Here is a 14807-nt window from a genome sequence, read left to right as displayed (position 1 = left end):
CCGCTGTGCCCCTCACCGAATGGCCGCTGCGGTGCCGTCCGGCAGGCCGGAGGGGTCGTGCCGCCCCACCGCCGCGTGTTCGAACAGGCCGACGCCCGTGCGGCCGTCCGAGGTGCGCACCGTCGAGAGCAGCTGGGTGTGCAACGTCGTCCGGTCGGTGGGGTCGAGCGACGCCAGGTCGAACGTCTCCTCGCTCACCACCAGGCCGCCGTGCCAGGCGCCGAAGGCGTGGTCCGGGTGGGAGTAGCCCAGGCCCTTCATCAGGAACGGAACGCGGGGCTCCACGGAGATCTCCCGGGTGACGCCGCCGCGGGGGGCCGAGGCCGGGGTGGCCGACGAGGGCCAGCGGGTGCCCGGGCGGTAGTGGATGGCGGCGGACACGTCGGAGGTGCGGCGGAGGTCACCCGACCAGGAGAGCACGGTGCCCCACGTCGCGTGGCGGTTGCCGGAAGAGTCTTCGTGCAGGACGGCGGCCGTGGAAGGGGAAGTCGCCACCGATGGTGGGGGAGTCGGCGCGGACGTGCAGGAGCCGCAGCCGTTCGAGGACCGCGATGGACAACGGCCCGACAGTGAGAGCGCGGTCGTCGGTCATCGGGCCGGAAGCGAACAGCGAGCGTTGGACGCCGTCGCGCGACACGGAGAAAGCGGCGTCCGCCACGCCCAGGTTCGGGTGGAGCGACAGGCCGAATCCGACCGACGTCGTCGCTTCGGTGTCGAAGGCGGAGAACCAGTACCGCTCGTAGTGGGTGGGATCGCCGGAGCCGGGGTGGGCCACGGGCAGGGGCGTCTGGTGCACGGGGTAGACGTCCCAGCGCGTGATCATGAGCCGAAGAACTCCTCGGCGCCCAGGTCGAGAGCCTGGGCAGCCCGGCGACGCAGCAGTTCGATCAGCACGCGGTCGCCGCGTGGCGTGGAGCGGACGGTGCCCGCTGCGGGGACGATCACGAACAGGATGGCCGGCGCCAGCCGCCGGTACTCCGTCCAGCCCCACACTCCTCGGTCAAGCCCTCGACGCCACGCTCGGTCAGGTCCTCCACGTGCCGGCGCACCAGCCCCTGCTCCAGCCCGCGCCGCTGCTCGGGCTCGACCGAGCTGCCGATCAGGTACACCAGGTCGAACGCCGGTGGCGCCCACGCGGCCATCTGCCAGTCGAGCACCCAGACGCGCTCGGGCGAGAACATCAGGTTGTCGAAGCGGAAGTCGTGGTGCGCGAGGGTGTAGGGCCCCGGCAGGTGCTCGGCCCACTCCCCCATCGCCCGGCCGAACCGCTCGATCAGCCGCACCGCCTCGGGCGAGAGGGCGGAACCGAACTTGTCGCGCACCACGGCCCACGGCTGCGCGTACCGCTCCACGTGCGCCGGCACCGGAACCCCCGTCCGCCGGTGCACCCACGGCCGCGGGTCCGGAACGTCGAGCTGATCCCCCGGCACCGCCACAACGCAACCACAGCCGTCTTCCACTTATACGCCAACAAGATTCCCGCAACCCCGCGTTACAACACGAAGGGCACAATCCCCAGTACCATCGGCCACCCCCATTCCCGGCCCCCTATTCAACGGCACCCAAAAAACACAACAAGCTCACAAAAACACGCGAGCCCCCAACACCCCCAGCCCCCTCCCCACCTCGACTCACCTCCCCAACGCAACTCACCGGATGGGGGTCCAGGGGGCGCAGCCCCTTGACGGGGGTTTGGGGGTCCGACCCCAAAAAGATCTCCGAACACAAGAAACCGGCTCACGCTCCGTGTGAGCATGAGCCGGCCATCTTGTGGAGGTGCCGGGAATTGAACCCGGGTCCTCTAGCGCCTTGACAGGGCTTCTCCGTGTGCAGTCCACTGTGTCGCTACTTGGCCCCTTCAGTCACGTGAACAAGCTGAAGTGACGAGCCCAGCCACTGTTTGCTTCCCAACCAGGCCCCGTGGCCGGGACTGGCGGTAAGCCTCCTAGCTGATGCCGGCGACCGGGTCGGAGGCGATCCCGGGCCGACAGACTCACTCTGCTACTTAGGCAGCAAGAGCGAAGTCGCGCTGGCTATTGGCCTTGGCGCTTATAGGTTTGCGATGACGCTTGCGGTGGTCTCTCGCCTGCACCGACACGCTTCCCCTGACTCAACGTCCAGAGTCGAAACCGTTCACCCCCTTGTAGGTGGTACATAACCTGTCCATCATAACGCGTGCGGCAACCCGGTTGATTCCCGGCGGGCCGAGCACGGGCCGAGCGCCGGCCGAGCACGGGGTGGGGCTGGCCCTACCCGGAACATGCCCGCGCGCCCCATTCTGGTGATGGCCCCCGGAAGACAAGCTGAGCTGGTCGTTCGCTTGGAGAAGGAGCCCCGCCATGGTCACTGTGCCCGCCGTGAGGAGGCGCCACCCGCCGTTGGGGCGGTCGCTGGCGTTTCTGCTGCTCAACCTGCCGTTGGGCATCTTCTCGTTCACGTTGATCACGGTTCTGCTCTCGGCCGGCGCCGGCACGCTCGTGGTGTGGGTGGGGGTGCCGTTGCTGGCGCTGCTCGTGCTGCTGGCACGTGGTGCCGGGCGGATGGAGCGGGCGCGGGTGTTCTCGCTGCTGGACACGTACGTGGATACTCCCTACCTACCCCTGCCGCCGACCGGTCAGCGCACCCGCTGGGTCACCCGGCTGAAAGACGGCGCCACCTGGCGGGACCTGTCGTACTTCTTCCTGCTCTTCCCGCTCGGTCTCGTCGAGTTCGTGCTGGTCGTGACGTTCTGGGCGACGAGCCTGAGCCTGGTCGCGCTGCCGATCTACTACCGCTTCCTGCCCCAGGGCGCCTGGTTCTTCCCGGGTTACGATGTGCGGTGGATCACCGTCGACTCGATGGTGGCCGCGCTGCCGTGGGCGGCGCTGGGGGTGTTGTTCGCCGCTCTGTCCGTGGCGCTGACCAGGGGCCTGGCAGCGCTGCACGGCGGGTTCGCCGCGGCCCTGCTGCGGCCCACCGTGGCCCAGCGCCGGCGCATGGAGCGCTCGTGGCAGGAACTCGACGGGATGAGCACGGTGACCGGATGACCAGCCAGCAGCAGCTGCCGGAGCATCCCCGGCCGAATCCGGCGCGCACGATCGTCTACATGATCCTGAGCTTCGTGTTCAGGCTCGCCCAGTTCATCCTCATCGTGGTGGGCGCCACCGTCGGCGTGGGCACGGTCGTGGTCTGGGTCGGGTTCCCGATCCTGCTCGCGACCACGGCGTTCGTCCGCTGGTCGGGAGACATGGAGCGCCGGTGGGCGCACACGATGCTGCGCACGCCGCCGATGACCATCGAGCGGCTGCCGATCGAGGGCCAGTCACTCACGCGCCGCTGGCTGACCCGCCTCACCGACCCGACGACGTGGCGTGACCTCGCCTACCTGATGATCGCGTTCCCGCTCGCCGTCGCCGAGCTGCCGCTGGCCATCGCGTCGATCGTGCTGCTGCCGATGGCGATCTGGGTGACGCCGTGGCTCGGCTGGCTCCACGGCAACCTCGCGATGTCGCTGCTGGGCCCGAACCGCACGAAGAAGCTCGAAGCCAAGGCCGAGCACCTGCAGGCCTCGCGGGCCCGCGGGGTCGACGCGGCGGAGGCCGAGCGCCGGCGCATCGAGCGCGACCTGCACGACGGCGCCCAGCAGCGGCTCGTCGCGGTCGCCATGAGCCTCGGGCGCGCGAAGTCGAAGTTCGACAACGACCCGGCCGCCGTGCGCGACCTCATCGACGAGGCCCACGCCGACGCCAAGCTCGCCGTGTCCGAGCTGCGTGACCTCGCCCGCGGCATCTACCCCGCCGTGCTCGGCGACCGCGGCCTCGACGCGGCGCTGTCGGCCCAGGCCGCGAAGTCGCCGATCCCGGTCGACGTGAGCGTGGCCGTGGAACCGCGCCCGCCGGCGGCGGTCGAGACCACGGCGTACTTCATCGTCGGCGAGACGCTCACCAACGTCGCCAAGCACTCCGGCGCCACCGAGGCCGTGGTCAAGGTGTGGCGCAGCGAAACGCACGTGATCGTCGAGATCACCGACAACGGGCACGGCGGCGCGGAGGTGCGTCACGGCGGCGGGCTCGCGGGCCTGGCCGACCGCGCCGCGACGATCGACGGCGTGATCACCGTGGTCAGCCCCGTCGGCGGACCGACCGTGATCCGGGCGGACCTGCCGTGCCAATGGTGACCCGTTCGTGAGTGAATAGCCCCGGAGCTTTTCTCTCACGAGGCTGGGGGCCTGATGCGGGTAGTGATCGCCGAAGACGCCGTGTTGCTGCGGGCGGGGGTCACGCGCCTGCTCGCCGACGAGGGCATCGAGACCGTCGCCGCCGTCGACAACGGTGACGACCTGCTCGGCGCCGTCACCGAGCACCGGCCGGACCTCGCGATCGTCGACGTGCGCATGCCGCCGACGTTCACCGACGAGGGCCTGCGCGCCGCCCTCGCCGCCCGCACGGCCGTGCCCGGTCTGCCCGTGCTGGTGCTCTCGCAGTACGTGGAGGAGAGCTACGCGGTGGAACTGCTCTCCGGTGGCGCCGGCGGGGTCGGTTACCTGCTCAAGGAACGCGTGGCCGACGTCGCCGAGTTCCTCGACGCCGTGCGCCGCGTGGCAGGAGGCGGTACCGCGATCGACCCGGACGTGATCGCGCAGCTGATGGCCCGCGGCCGGCGCAACCCGCTCGACGCGCTCACCGCGCGCGAATCGGAAGTGCTGGGCCTGATGGCACAAGGGTTGTCGAACACGGCGATCGCCAACTCGCTCGTGGTGTCCCACGGTGCCGTGGAAAAGCACATCGGCAACATCTTTTCCAAGCTCGGCCTCGAAGCCAGCTCGGAAGAACACCGGCGCGTACGAGCGGTTTTGACGTACCTGGGCCGCTGACGGAACCCCGTCACCCGTTCTGGCGGCAGCACGCGCTCGAGGGCCTCCTTTACGATGGAGCGATGTCTGGTGAGGAGTTCCCGATGACCGACCGCAGCGTCCGCTTCTTCGGCGGCCCGCTCGACGGTCGCGTTCAGGAGCTCACCGACTCCGAACCGGTGCCGGGCACGATCGTGCGCCACATCCACCTCCACGGCGGCCCGAAGATCGAGACGTTGTACGAGCTTGGCATGACCGAGCACGGCTGGGAGTACCGCGTGAGCGCCACCACGATCTCCGAGCCCTCGGCCTCCGAACCCGAGACCGACGGCCTGAGGTAGGGACAACCCCCGCATAGACCACGGGCTGGCCGGAGGTCGAACTCGGCGGCTCACCCCGCTGTCTCGAAGGCTCGTGACCACCAGCCTTGAAGGCATGACAACGAGCCTGCTGCGGGTCAGCACCGCGACCGGAAAACCCGGCCGTGACAAGTTCCTCGACGTGGTCCGGGCAGGCGCGATCCTGGCCGTGATCACGCAGCACTGGGTGATGCCGGTGCTTTCCTACTCCCACGGCACCCTGGCCACCGGCAACGCACTCGCGACGCCCGGCGGGTGGGTCGTCACCTGGCTGTCGCAGGTGATGCCCCTGGTCTTCTTCGCCGGTGGTGCGGCCAACCTGATTTCCTTGCGCCGCGCGGCATCCACTCGCGAGTGGTTCGCCGGGCGCGTGCGCCGCCTGCTCGTGCCGGTCCTGCCGCTGCTCGCCGTGTGGCTGGTGGTGCCGGATCTGCTCCAGGGCCTGGGAATCCCGGCGCAGCCGCTGCAGGTGGCGAGCTCGATCGCGGCGCAGCTGCTGTGGTTCCTGTCGGTTTACCTCCTCACGGTGCTGCTCACGCCGCTGATGGTCGCGGCGCACCGCCGTTGGGGCCTGAAGGTGCCGCTGGTGATGGCGGTGGCCGGCGCGCTCGTCGACGTCGCGCGATTCGCCGACCTCGGCCTGATCGGCTACGTGAACGCGGTGTTCGTGTGGGTCGCCGTGCACCAGCTCGGCTTCGCCTACGTGGACGGCCGGCTCGGTCGGCTGACCCGGCGGGGCGCACTCGCGTTGTCCGCCACGGGTTTCGGGGTCACGGCGCTGCTGGTCGCGTTCGGCCCGTACCCCGCCAGCATGATCGGCATGCCGGGCGCGCCCGTGTCCAACATGAGCCCGCCCACCGTGCTGCTGCTCTTCCTGGCCGTGGGTCAGCTGGGTCTGCTGCTCGCGTTCCGGCCGCAGCTCACCGCGCTGGCCGAGCGGCCGGGCCTCGGCTGCGCGCTGAGCTGGATCGGCGCGCGGTTCATGAGCGTGTACCTGTGGCACATGCCGGCGCTGATCGTGGTCTCCGGCGTGACGGTGCTCGGCCTCGGTTACGCGACGCCGGCGCCCGGTTCGGTGCTGTGGCTCGTGATGGCGCCCGCGTGGTTCGCGTTGTGCACGGCGGCGCTGCTCGTGCTGCTGCGGTTGTTCTCCCGCTTCGAAACGCAGCGCGACGACGTGGTGGTCACCGCCCGCACGCCGCAGCTCGTGGTGGCCGGGCTGATCGCTTCCGGCGGCCTGCTCGGGCTGGCCGCGCACGGATTCCAGCCGTTGAGCGACGGTTTCGCCCAGGGCCCGATCCCGTGGGTCGTGCTGCTGGTGACGGGGTTCGCGCTCGCCGGCCGCCAGCTGTCGCCGGCGCCGCTGCTCGGCCGGGCCGTCGCGATCACCGAGGCGGCGAAGGTCAAACGCTGAGCAGCTTCGCGGGGGTGTCGTGCAGCACGGCCCGCAGGAACGGCTCACCCAGGCGATCGTCGGCCGCCCAGCCGGCGATCGCCTGCAGCTGCGTGGCGTAGGAGTACGGGATGTTCGGGAAGTCGGTGCCCAGCACCACCCGATCGGCGAACTCGACGAGCCGGTCGGTCCAGTCGGCCGGCAGCGGCGACATCTTCTGCGCGAACGGAACCCCGACCATCGTCGTGTCGATGTGCACGCGCGGGAAGCGCGCCATCAGCTCGAACGCGCTGGTGAACTCCGGCATCGCCGCGTGCGCCAGCACCGCCGTGAGGTTCGGGTGCCGTTCGAGGACCTCGCCGAACACGTTCAACCCCGTGAAATCACCCTTCAGCGGCCCGTGTCCACAGTGGACGACAACTGGCACGCCGGCGTCGGTCAGCGCGCCCCAGACCGGCTTCAGCAGGTCGTCTCGCGGGTCGTACGCGCCGACCTGCACGTGGGCCTTGAAGCAGCACGCCCCGGCTCGCAGCGTTGCGTCCACTGAGGACGCGGCGGCCGGCTCAGGGTAGAACGTGCCCGTGGGCACCGCTTCGGGCACGTTCTCCGCGAACTCCAGCGCCCACGACGTGAGCCACTCCGCCATGCCCGGTTTGTGCGGGTACACCAGTGGCGCGAACTGCTTCACGCCCAGCTCGCGCAGCGTGGCCAGGCGCTCCTGCTCCGCCGTGCGGTAGTGCACCGGCCATTCGGTGCCGTAGTGGGCCTCCGCCTGGTCGAAGTAGGCCCAGACCTTGTCCATCACGGACTTCGGCAGGAAGTGCACGTGGATGTCGACGAGCCCGTCGAGGCCGAGGGACGCGGTCCACCGAGCGACGTCTGCGTCCGAAGCGGGGCCGTGCGTCACTCCGTGAACCGGCCCTTCAGCGCGCGGCCCATGGCCTTGGCGATGTCGCGGTCGGCGTCGCGTTTGGCCAGCGTTTGGCGCTTGTCGTAGGCCTTCTTGCCCTTGGCCAGCGCGATCTCGACCTTGACCTTGCCGTCTTTGAAGTACATCGACAGCGGCACGAGTGAGAGGCCCGTCTCCTTCGTCTTGCCGATCAGCTTCTCGATCTCACTGCGGTGCAGCAGCAGCTTGCGCGTGCGCCGCGGCGTGTGGTTGGTCCAGGTGCCCTGCGTGTACTCCGGGATGTGCACGTTGCGCAGCCACACCTCGCCGTCGTCGACGGTCGCGAACGCGTCGGCGAGCGAGGCCTTGCCCTCGCGAAGGCTCTTCACCTCCGTGCCCTGGAGCACCAGTCCTGCTTCGTAGGTGTCCAGGATGGAGTAGTCGTGCCGAGCCTTGCGGTTCGACGCGATGACCTTCTGTCCACGTTCCTTGGGCATGATGTCGACTCTACGTGATTTCCTGGGCCTGAGCAGGTGCTTAACGCCCCGCTAGTGCCGGACGTACAGCCGGAGCGTGACGTACCCGGTGATCGCGGAGATCACGATCGACACGGCCAGCAGGATGGGCGCCACCGGGAAGAGCAGTTCCAGCGTCGTGATCTGCGGGAACACCTCACCTGTCAGCACGGAGTCGAGGAACGAGAGTTTCGCCAGCAGCAGGAACAGGATGCCGAGCACGGCGCCGACCACGCCGGCGACCACCGCCTCCAGCAGGAAGGGCAGCTGGGTGTACCACCGCGTCGCGCCGACCAGGCGCATGATGCCGACTTCCGTGCGCCGCGTGAACGCCGACACCTGGATGGTGTTGGCGATCAGCAGCAGCGCGGCGATGGCCATCACGAGGGCGATCCCGAACGCGATGTTGCGGATGCCGTTGAAGACGTTGAACACGCGGTCGAGGAACTTCTTCTGGTCATCGACCTGCTTCACGCCGGGCTTGCCGGTGTACTCCTGGATGATCGCGCCGGTGCGGTCCGGGTCCTTCAGCTTCACCTGGAGCGACGCGGGCAGCGCGTCGCGGTCGGTGAGCTGGAGCAGCTCGGGCTGGCTCGCGAACAGCTTCTTGAAGCGCTCGTACGCCGCGTCGCGGTTCTCGTAGACCACGGACTCGACGCCGGGGTTGTTCTGGATCGACTGACGCAGCCCGGCGCACAGCGGCTGCGAGCAGTTCCGGTCGTTGGCGCTGATGTCCTCGACCAGGCTGACCTGGACCTCGACCTCGGCGAGGAAGTTCGCCTTCATCTTGTCGATGGTCCGCACGGCCAGCAGGCCACCGCCGAGCATGGCGAGGGAGACCGCCGTGGTGAGGATCATCGCGATGGTCATCGTGACGTTCCGGCGCAAACCGGTGAGGACCTCGCTGAAGACGAAACTGGCACGCATCGCAGGTGTCTGTCCCTTGTTGGGTCGGGGCTGTCGGGGAAGGCGGACGGCAGGGCTCAGCGGCCGATGCCGTAGACCCCTCGGGCGTCGTCGCGGATCACGCGGCCGAGCTGCAGCTCGACGACCCGGCGGCGCATCGAGTCCACGATGGAGTGGTCGTGGGTGGCCATCAGCACGGTCGTGCCCGTGCGGTTGATGCGCTCCAGCAGCAGCATGATGTCCTGGCTCGTGTCGGGGTCCAGGTTCCCGGTCGGCTCGTCGGCCAGCAGCACCAGCGGCCGGTTCACGAACGCCCGCGCGATCGCCACGCGCTGCTGCTCACCGCCGGAGAGCTCGTTGGGCAGGCGGTCGGCCTTGCCGTCGAGGCCCACGAGCTCGAGCACCTCGGGCACGACCTTCTTGATCGTCAGCCGCGGCTTGCCGATCACCTCGAGGGCGAACGCCACGTTCTCGGCCACGGTCTTGTTGGCCAGCAGGCGGAAGTCCTGGAAGACGCAGCCGATCGTCTGGCGCAGGCGGGGGACCCTGCGCCGCGCGAGCTTGGCGACGTCGAAGTTGGACACCATCACACGGCCCTTGCTGGGCACCTCTTCGCGCAGCAGCAGGCGCAGGAACGTCGACTTCCCGGAACCCGAAGGGCCGATGAGGAAGACGAACTCACCCTTGTCGATGTCGACCGACACCCGTTCGAGGGCAGGACGGGTCGAGGTCTTGTAGACCTTGGAAACCTCTTCGAGCCGGATCACGGTTCGGCATACTACCCATGGGCCGCGTTAAGCCGGGGTTGCCCGTGCCCCCGAAGCGGGCAAGGGACCTCCGCAGTCGCCAAGCGTGGCGTTTGCCGCGCCGGACGGTAGCGGAAGTCCCTTGTGCCGGAATCGGTTCCGGGTGCCGACACTGTCGACAGTGGAGCGGGCGACGGTGGATCCAGCCCGCTCCGGTGACGCTGGTTACGCGACCGTGGCCTGCTTGCGCCAGCGGATGCCGGCCTCGAGGAAACCGTCGATCTCGCCGTCGAGCACCGCGGACGGGTTGCCGACCTCGAAGTCGGTGCGCAGGTCCTTCACCATCTGGTACGGGTGCAGCACGTAGGACCGCATCTGGTTGCCCCAGCTGGAGCCGCCGTCCTTCAGAGCGTCCATTTCGGCCCGCTCCTCTTCCTTCTTGCGCAGCATCAGGCGGGCCTGCAGCACCTTCAGCGCGGCCGCCTTGTTCTGCAGCTGCGACTTCTCGTTCTGGCACGAGACCACGATGCCGGTCGGCAGGTGCGTGATGCGCACCGCGGAGTCGGTCGTGTTCACGCTCTGTCCACCCGGACCCGACGAGCGGTAGACGTCCACGCGGATGTCCTTCTCCGCGATGTCGACGTGGTCGACCTCCTCGACCTCCGGCAGCACCTCCACGTGGGCGAAGGAGGTCTGGCGGCGGCTCTGGTTGTCGAACGGCGAGATGCGCACCAGGCGGTGGGTGCCCTGCTCGACCGAGAGGGTGCCGTAGACGTAGGGGGCGCTCACCTTGAACGTCGCCGACTTGATGCCCGCCTCTTCGGCGTAGGAGATGTCGTAGACGTCGGTGGGGTAGCCGTGGCGTTCGGCCCAGCGCAGGTACATGCGCAGCAGCATCTCGGCCCAGTCGGCCGCGTCGACGCCGCCGGCTTCGGCGCGGATGGTGACGACGGCGTTGCGGTCGTCGTACTCACCGGACAGCAGCGTGCGGACCTCGAGCGCGTCGACGTCCTTGCCGAGCTCCGTGAGGTCGCCCTCGGCTTCCTGCATGCTCCCGGCGTCGCCCTCGGCCTCGGCCAGCTCGTAGAGCACGCCCAGGTCGTCGAGGCGCGAACGCAGGTCGGAAACGCGGCGCAGCTCACTCTGGCGGTGCGACAGCTGGCTCGTGACCTTCTGCGCCTCCTCCGGGTTGTCCCAGAGGGTGGGGCTGGAGGCCTGCTTCTCGAGCTCCGCGACCTGCGCACGCAGCGCATCGAGGTCCATCACCGACTCGATCTGCGTCAGCTTGCCGGTCAGGTCCTTGAGGGCCGCATCGAACTCATCACTCACGTTTACCAAGGTTACGGCAAAACCCACGACCGGTTGCGAACCGGTCGTGGGCTGCGGCGTGCGTCAGGCCGACGGGATGGCGTCGAGCAGCTTCAGGGCGGCCTTGGCCTGCGCCTGCGCGAACTCGGCGACCGCCTTGGCGTAGGGGCCGTCGGCCGCCTTGGTGGCGGACTTGGCCTCTTCCAGCTGCGCCTGGTAGGTGCCGCGGGCGGTCTCCAGCAGGGTGGTGCGCTGCTTCGCCGTGAGCGAACCGGCGTGCACGAGCCGCAGGATGAGCGGGCTGCGCAGGTGGTCGGGACCGGCCTCGGACGCGAGCCACGTCTTGAAGGCCTTCTTGCCGGCCGCGGTCAGCACGTACTGCTGGCTCGAGCGCGGACCCTGCTTGCCCAGCCGGACGAGGCCCTCCTTGGACAACGCCGGGAGCTCGCGGTAGACCTGGCTTCGGGTGACACTGAAGAAGGCGCCGAAGCGCTCGTCCGCTCCAGCGACGAGCTGCCCACCCGTGGCGGGACCGTCGTGAAGGAGACCGAGCAGAGCGGCGGCTGTTGCATTCAATTCGGACACACCTCTACGTTCCCACTTCTTCGTCGGTATGTCCACAGTGGCCTCGGGATCTGTCCATTGTGGCTAGTGTTATCCCCTCGTTCGGCCCAATCCGACAGCAGGTCCACTGTGGACCCGGACACGCTCCGCTACCGCGGGGCCGCGAGTTCCGGCGCAAAACGACCACGGGCCGCGAGCGCAACCACCACCCGAGCGAACCGCCAGGTCAGGGCACGAAAAACCCCGGCTTACCCAGTGTGCAAACCAGCCATTCGCGGGTTCCCAAGGGGGCGCCGCCCCCAGCCGCCCCCAGGGAACGCAACCCTCCCGGCAGCGCTCCAGGGAACGCAGCCCTCCCGGCAGCGCTCCAGGGAACGCAGCCCCCAGCAGGGCTCTAAGGGCTGCGCCCCCTGGCAGGGTTCCAGGGGCGCAGCCCTCCTGGCAGGGGTCCAGGGGGCGCAGCCCTCCTGGTAGGGGGTCCAGGGGGCGCAGCCTCCCTGGTGGGGGGTCCAGGGGGGCGAAGCCCCTCCTGGCGGGGGTCTGGGGGTCCGACCCCCAGGACATGCGAAAGAGGCCCGGCTTGCGATTTCCGCAAGCACGGGCCTCCCACCTCTGTAGCGGGGACAGGATTTGAACCTGCGACCTCTGGGTTATGAGCCCAGCGAGCTACCGAGCTGCTCCACCCCGCGTCGTTGTGTTAATAGATTACACGGGGGTCGAACTGGTTTTCCGGCACCCCCACTTAAGGACTTTCCGAGGCCCTCACCTGCGGCGATGGCCCGTCGACCCATTGGCGGGCGCCCGCGAGCACGATGGCCAGCCCGTCGGAGAAACCGGCGTCGGGGTCGGCCAGCACGGCCGAACCGGCGTCGTCCGGGCCGTAGCGCTCGTCGCGCTGACCACGCACCGGATACACGGCCTGCTCTTCGATGGTGAACCCGATCACGAAACTGTAAACGGCGAAGTGCGCCCGGGCGGCCCGCACGGGGTCGAGCCCGGCGTCCACGCGCACTTGCAGGGGAAACGGCCCGATCACGCTCGTGTCGGTGAGGAACGTGCCGGCGAAGACCTTGGCGCCGTCCCGATACGCCAGCAGCGCGTCGCGCAGGCCCCTGGCCAGGTGTTCCAGGCTCTGCCACTCGTCGAGCCCGGCGGGCGGCACGCGCCCGGCCGCGGCGTCGGCGAGCATCTGCGTCGCCATCTCGTCGAGCAGCTCCTGCTTGTTCTTCACGTGCCAGTACAACGCCGGCGCCTTCACGCCGAGGTCGCCGGCGATCAGCCGCAGCGTCAACCCGTTCAGGCCGACCTCGTTGAGCAGGCGCAGCCCCGAGCGCGCGATGTCCTGCTTCGTCAGTGCCACTCGCTCCTCCTTGACAATTTAACGATGTTAAGGGCACCATGACGACAGGTCAATTTAACAACGTTAAGGAGCGCTCGTGAACGAGCTGCACGCCGAGGTCGTCGTCGTCGGAGCCGGCCCCACGGGCTTGATGCTGGGGGCCGAGCTGCGCCTCGCGGGCGTCGACGCCGTGGTGGTCGAACGCCTTCCGGAGCGCACCGGCCTGTCGAAGGCGCTGAACCTCCAGCCGCGCACGGCGGAGATCCTGGACCTGCGCGGATTGCTGCCGAGGGCGGAGGACCGCGCGTTCGCCACCGTCCAGGAGGGACAATTCGCGGCCGTCCCGGTGAGCTACGCGGGCTGGGACACGCGCCACCCCTACCAGCTGGGCATTCCGCAGGCGCAGGTCGAGGCGTTGCTGGAGGAACGCTTCGCCGAACTCGGCGGCAAGGTGCTGCGTGGCCACGAGCTGGTGGGCCTCGCGCAGGACGCTTCGGGCGTTGTCGTGACTACTTCCGCGAACGTCTCGCTGCGCTGCCACTACCTGGTCGGCTGCGACGGCGGCCGCAGCACCGTGCGCAGACTGCTGGACATCCCGTTCGAAGGCGAAGCCGGCACCGGGCACGGCGTGGTCGCCGACGTCTTCGTGGACCGTGTCCCCGACAACGCGGCCGGCACCTGGACGTCGATGCGCGGACTGGTCCAGTCCTCCGGCCGCACCGGCTTCCGCGGCCTCATCCCCCTCGACGAGCCGCTGCTCTACCGCTTCACCTTCGGCGACCGCGCCCGCCGCCCCACCACCTTCGGCTCACCGATCACGCCGCCCGAGGTGCACGCGGCCTTCGACGGGACCTACGCCCCCGCCACCATCACGAAAATCCGCTGGGCTTCCCGCTTCTCCGACGCTGCCCGCCTGGCCGCCCGCTACCGCTGCGGCCGCGTCCTCCTCGCCGGCGACGCCGCCCACATCCACTTCCCCGCCGGCGGCCAGGGCCTCAACCTCGGCATCCAGGACGCCATGAACCTGGGCTGGAAACTCGCCGCCGCCCTCCGCGGCTTCGAAGACGTCCTCGACACCTACGAGTCCGAGCGCCGCCCCGTCGCCTCTGCCGTCCTCGACAACGTCGCCGCCCAGTCCGCGCTGATCCCCCGCACTCCCGCCACCCGCGCCCTACGGACCCTCTTCACCTCTCTGGCCGAGCTCCCCTCGGTCTCCCACCACCTCTCCGGCGTCATCTCCGGCCTCGCCGTGCGTTACCCCGCTCCCCCGGGCACCCACCCCCTCACCGGCGCCCGCCTCCCGGACTTCCGTCTCCCCACCGGCTCCTGGTCCAGCACCCTCTTCCACTCCGGCCACCACGTCCTCCTCACCACCCCCACCGCCAACCTGTCAGCCCTCCCCACGATCCCCGGCCCACTGTCCACAACAGACCTGCCCGCCCTACCTTCGCCGACACCCCCGCCGCCCTCCTCCGCCCCGACGGCCACCTCTCCTGGCTCCCCCACCCCTGACCCTTCACCCCGCACCCGCAAACCCCGACCCACCAACTGCCAGCCGCCAACAAGGCCCCCGCAACCGTCCCCACACACCCCGCCCTACCACCACCACTCCCCTACCCAACGCAACTCACCAGGGCGTCCAGGGGGCGCAGCCCCAGCAGGGTTCCAGGAGGCGCAGCCTCCCTGGCAGGGTTCCAGGGGGCGCAGCCCTCCTGGCAGGGTTCTAAGGGGCGCAGCCCCAAGCAGGGTTCCAGGGGGCGCAGCCCTCCTGGCAGGGGTCCAGGGGGCGCAGCCCCAAGCAGGGTTCCAGGGGGCGCAGCCCTCCTGGTGGGGGGTCCAGGGGGGCGAAGCCCCTCCTGGCGGGGGTCTGGGGGTCCGACCCCCAGGACATGCGAAAGAGGCCCGTGCTTGCGAGGACGTCGTAGAACCAGCGGAACGGGTAGCTGAACAGCAGCGT

The 14807-nt window shown here is 69.5% G+C and carries 17 protein-coding genes, 1 tRNA gene and 1 other RNA gene; 6 read left to right on the top strand and 13 right to left on the bottom strand.

From position 1 onward, the window contains the following. Positions 1–12 precede the first annotated feature (12 nt). From ACWEOE_RS23190 to ssrA, 5 genes are all read right to left on the bottom strand, one after another. Positions 13–420, bottom strand: coding sequence for a hypothetical protein (locus ACWEOE_RS23190; protein WP_452012435.1), 408 nt, complete (start codon positions 418–420; stop codon positions 13–15). Then, complete coding sequence (locus ACWEOE_RS23185; protein WP_452012433.1) at positions 401–823, bottom strand: hypothetical protein; 423 nt, start codon at positions 821–823, stop codon at positions 401–403. The genes ACWEOE_RS23190 and ACWEOE_RS23185 overlap by 20 nt, the downstream gene beginning before the upstream one ends. Then, positions 820–945 carry a hypothetical protein gene (locus ACWEOE_RS23180; RefSeq protein WP_452012432.1) on the bottom strand — a complete coding sequence of 42 codons (126 nt, stop codon included), beginning with the start codon at positions 943–945 and terminating at the stop codon, positions 820–822. Before ACWEOE_RS23180 ends, ACWEOE_RS23185 begins: the two co-directional genes overlap by 4 nt. Then, the gene (locus ACWEOE_RS23175; protein ID WP_452012431.1) at positions 942–1430 is read right to left on the bottom strand and encodes a phosphotransferase; all 489 of its coding nucleotides are present in this window, start codon (positions 1428–1430) and stop codon (positions 942–944) included. Before ACWEOE_RS23175 ends, ACWEOE_RS23180 begins: the two co-directional genes overlap by 4 nt. Before the next feature lie 338 nt (positions 1431–1768). After that, positions 1769–2141: a transfer-messenger RNA gene (gene ssrA, locus ACWEOE_RS23170) on the bottom strand. A gap of 198 nt (positions 2142–2339) precedes the next feature. On the opposite strand from ssrA, the gene ACWEOE_RS23165 reads away from it, so the two are divergent. The 5 genes from ACWEOE_RS23165 (at position 2340) to ACWEOE_RS23145 (ending at position 6604) form a co-directional block, all read left to right on the top strand. Beyond that, positions 2340–3026, top strand: coding sequence for a sensor domain-containing protein (locus ACWEOE_RS23165; protein WP_452012429.1), 687 nt, complete (start codon positions 2340–2342; stop codon positions 3024–3026). Next, entirely contained in the window at positions 3023–4156 is a 1134-nt protein-coding gene (locus ACWEOE_RS23160) for a sensor histidine kinase (RefSeq protein ID WP_452012427.1), read from the top strand. Before ACWEOE_RS23165 ends, ACWEOE_RS23160 begins: the two co-directional genes overlap by 4 nt. 54 nt (positions 4157–4210) lie before the next feature. Then, positions 4211–4852: a response regulator transcription factor gene (locus ACWEOE_RS23155; protein ID WP_452012425.1), complete on the top strand. Its 642-nt coding sequence runs from the start codon at positions 4211–4213 to the stop codon at positions 4850–4852. An 83-nt stretch (positions 4853–4935) separates the two neighbouring features. Further along, positions 4936–5172 (top strand): hypothetical protein, encoded by a 237-nt coding sequence (locus ACWEOE_RS23150; RefSeq protein WP_452012424.1) that lies wholly within the window; start codon positions 4936–4938, stop codon positions 5170–5172. 94 nt (positions 5173–5266) lie between these two features. After that, positions 5267–6604, top strand: a complete 1338-nt coding sequence (locus ACWEOE_RS23145) for an acyltransferase family protein (RefSeq protein ID WP_452012423.1) — start codon at positions 5267–5269, stop codon at positions 6602–6604. Here the strand turns inward: ACWEOE_RS23145 and ACWEOE_RS23140 are convergent. The 8 genes from ACWEOE_RS23140 to ACWEOE_RS23105 all read right to left on the bottom strand — a co-directional run bounded on the left by ACWEOE_RS23140 (position 6594) and on the right by ACWEOE_RS23105 (position 12871). Then, entirely contained in the window at positions 6594–7490 is an 897-nt protein-coding gene (locus tag ACWEOE_RS23140; protein ID WP_452012422.1) for an amidohydrolase family protein, read from the bottom strand. The two genes, ACWEOE_RS23145 and ACWEOE_RS23140, sit on opposite strands and share 11 nt — an antisense overlap. After that, the gene (gene smpB, locus ACWEOE_RS23135) at positions 7487–7969 is read right to left on the bottom strand and encodes an SsrA-binding protein SmpB (RefSeq protein WP_452012421.1); all 483 of its coding nucleotides are present in this window, start codon (positions 7967–7969) and stop codon (positions 7487–7489) included. The genes ACWEOE_RS23140 and smpB overlap by 4 nt, the downstream gene beginning before the upstream one ends. A 51-nt stretch (positions 7970–8020) precedes the next feature. Further along, positions 8021–8914: a permease-like cell division protein FtsX gene (ftsX, locus tag ACWEOE_RS23130; protein ID WP_452012420.1), complete on the bottom strand. Its 894-nt coding sequence runs from the start codon at positions 8912–8914 to the stop codon at positions 8021–8023. Between the two features lie 56 nt (positions 8915–8970). After that, positions 8971–9660, bottom strand: a complete 690-nt coding sequence (gene ftsE / locus ACWEOE_RS23125) for a cell division ATP-binding protein FtsE (RefSeq protein ID WP_452012418.1) — start codon at positions 9658–9660, stop codon at positions 8971–8973. Between the two features lie 204 nt (positions 9661–9864). After that, a complete protein-coding gene (gene prfB / locus ACWEOE_RS23120; RefSeq protein WP_452012416.1) occupies positions 9865–10968 on the bottom strand; it encodes a peptide chain release factor 2 in 1104 nt (367 codons plus the stop codon). A gap of 63 nt (positions 10969–11031) precedes the next feature. Further along, positions 11032–11532, bottom strand: coding sequence for a PadR family transcriptional regulator (locus tag ACWEOE_RS23115; RefSeq protein ID WP_452012415.1), 501 nt, complete (start codon positions 11530–11532; stop codon positions 11032–11034). Between the two features lie 594 nt (positions 11533–12126). Next, positions 12127–12200 (bottom strand) — tRNA-Met (locus ACWEOE_RS23110). Between the two features lie 53 nt (positions 12201–12253). Beyond that, the gene (locus tag ACWEOE_RS23105) at positions 12254–12871 is read right to left on the bottom strand and encodes a TetR/AcrR family transcriptional regulator C-terminal domain-containing protein (protein ID WP_452012414.1); all 618 of its coding nucleotides are present in this window, start codon (positions 12869–12871) and stop codon (positions 12254–12256) included. Positions 12872–12947: 76 nt separating this feature from the next. Between ACWEOE_RS23105 and ACWEOE_RS23100 the strand changes: the two genes are divergently transcribed. After that, positions 12948–14807 (top strand): FAD-dependent monooxygenase (locus ACWEOE_RS23100; protein ID WP_452012413.1); only part of this gene is annotated, 1860 nt, incomplete at its 3' end.

The sequence above is a fragment of the Amycolatopsis sp. NPDC004368 genome (assembly GCF_053602515.1).
This window is presented reverse-complemented; position numbering and strand designations above follow the sequence as displayed.